Annotated in this window: 2 protein-coding genes and 2 pseudogenes; all 4 read left to right on the top strand. The window is 32.5% G+C overall.

Annotation, left to right across the window (positions count from 1 at the left end; genetic code table 11):
* Positions 1–253: 253 nt before the first annotated feature.
* The gene (locus tag ACGH6Q_RS12235; RefSeq protein WP_174797635.1) at positions 254–442 is read left to right on the top strand and encodes a YlcI/YnfO family protein; all 189 of its coding nucleotides are present in this window, start codon (positions 254–256) and stop codon (positions 440–442) included.
* An 8-nt stretch (positions 443–450) separates the two neighbouring features.
* Entirely contained in the window at positions 451–810 is a 360-nt protein-coding gene (locus ACGH6Q_RS12230) for a hypothetical protein (protein WP_411592979.1), read from the top strand.
* Between the two features lie 98 nt (positions 811–908).
* Positions 909–1,228, top strand: a pseudogene (locus tag ACGH6Q_RS12225) (hypothetical protein); the annotation flags it as partial.
* 101 nt (positions 1,229–1,329) lie between these two features.
* Positions 1,330–1,706, top strand: a pseudogene (locus ACGH6Q_RS12220) (hypothetical protein); the annotation flags it as partial.
* Positions 1,707–1,798 lie beyond the last annotated feature (92 nt).

Raw genomic sequence — 1,798 nt, 5'->3', positions numbered from 1 at the left:
GCCCAAATTTAGGCGATACGGTATTATTGCGAATAGCCATATTCATTACCTCTAATAATGTTTGTGGTTAGATGCCTCGATAGTGTTAGCGCACTTCGGGGCATTGTTTTTTTCAAACGCTCATTAATATATAAGTGTTTAAACAGATTAAACACCTTTATTAATAAAATGTCAATTTAATTGTTTAAACACTTTTATCTTTATTTTCGATTTTAAATAGAATACAATGTTTAAACACTTAAAAGGATAACTTATGCCAACAAAACATATTAATAAAAAATCCGTATACAAAGGCATTCGATTCCCACATGAACTAATTGCAAAGATTGATAGAGCTGTAGAAGAGGAAAAAAACAACACTCCTTCTATTAGTTTTTCATCTTGGGTGATGAATGCATGTCAAAAAGAATTGGATAGGAAAAAACGCAAACAACCTAAATAAGGATTAACATGACTATACTGAAAGAGTTTGATTCCGCACTTGAAGATATTGAAAAAGAATTCATAACTGAAAGCTTTCAAATCGCAGGCGAATTTATTGCTATGCAAAGAATACAATTATTTTCGTTAGCGTTACTAGGAGATACCTTAAGAGTTAGTCAAGCTGTCAATAATGTGTATGAATCAATTGTGTATTCAAAGGTAATTAAAGGTAATCAAGAATATGCCGACTTACTAATTCAACTAATTAATGAGTTTGAATCTTTGGTTCGTGAGGGGGCATCGGCAAGCATAGCTTTAGATCGGCTTATAGACGAAAAATATTTAGAACGATTAAAGCATTTACAAAGTGTTAATAAATTAAATTAGTTAAAATATAGCACACAAAGCAAAAGAAACAATTAACTACCTACAATTGATGAACAAGGGATTAATGAGGTGATGGATATCATACTCAAAGCGAATATAACGACGAATGTGATTTAGTTAATAAAGTTTTAGGTCAGGCTCAATGGCTGAGGCTTTTGAACAGTTTTCGCGAACGGTTCGCACATCTAAATTGGCTTTTATCCGTGAAAATAAACTATATCAACAACTTAAATGAATGAAAACCGCGAACGGTTCGCTATTTTCAGGAACGTGGGAAGATTTTTATCTGTTACTCGGTTCATCTAGAGACAAAATTGAATTAGATATAGCAAACCTAAAATCATTCGGTGAGGAAGCCCTAAAATCTATGTCTCGCATGGGTATCGTTTACCGTGAATTACACCAATATCGCAAATTAAAGCATTTACAAAGTGTTAATAAATTAAATTAGGAGTCAAAAATATAGTACGCAAAGCAAACCCTACCCCACAAAACAATCAATTGAACTACCTGCAATTGATGAGCAAGATTAATGATGTAATGAATACTATGACTACGATTCAAAGTGAATATAACGAAGAGCACGATCTAGTTAATCAGCTTTTAGGTCAGGCCAAAATGGCAGATGCTTTTGCTAAATTTTCCCTAACAGTTAGGACTTCTAAATTAAATTTTGTTAAAGAAAACAAACTATATCGTAATTTGAAAGGTAAAAAAGTCCTAACGGTTAGGACTTTTTAACAGGAACTTGGGAAGAATTTTGTAATTTACTTAATCTATCCGTCTATAAAGTAGATTTAGATATTCAAAATTTAAAAGAATTCGGAGAAGAGGCTCTTGAAAGTATGTCTCAAATGGGCATCAGCTACCGTGAGTTACGCCAATATCGCAAATTAAAGCACTTACAAAGTGTTAATAAATTAAATTAGAAGTCAAAAATATGGTACGCAAACCCAACCCAACCCCACAAAAGAAAAAATTGAACTAC

The organism is Gilliamella sp. BG2 (genome assembly GCF_046635645.1).
In the GTDB taxonomy this organism is placed as follows: Bacteria; Pseudomonadota; Gammaproteobacteria; order Enterobacterales; family Orbaceae; genus Gilliamella; species Gilliamella bombi.
This window is presented reverse-complemented; position numbering and strand designations above follow the sequence as displayed.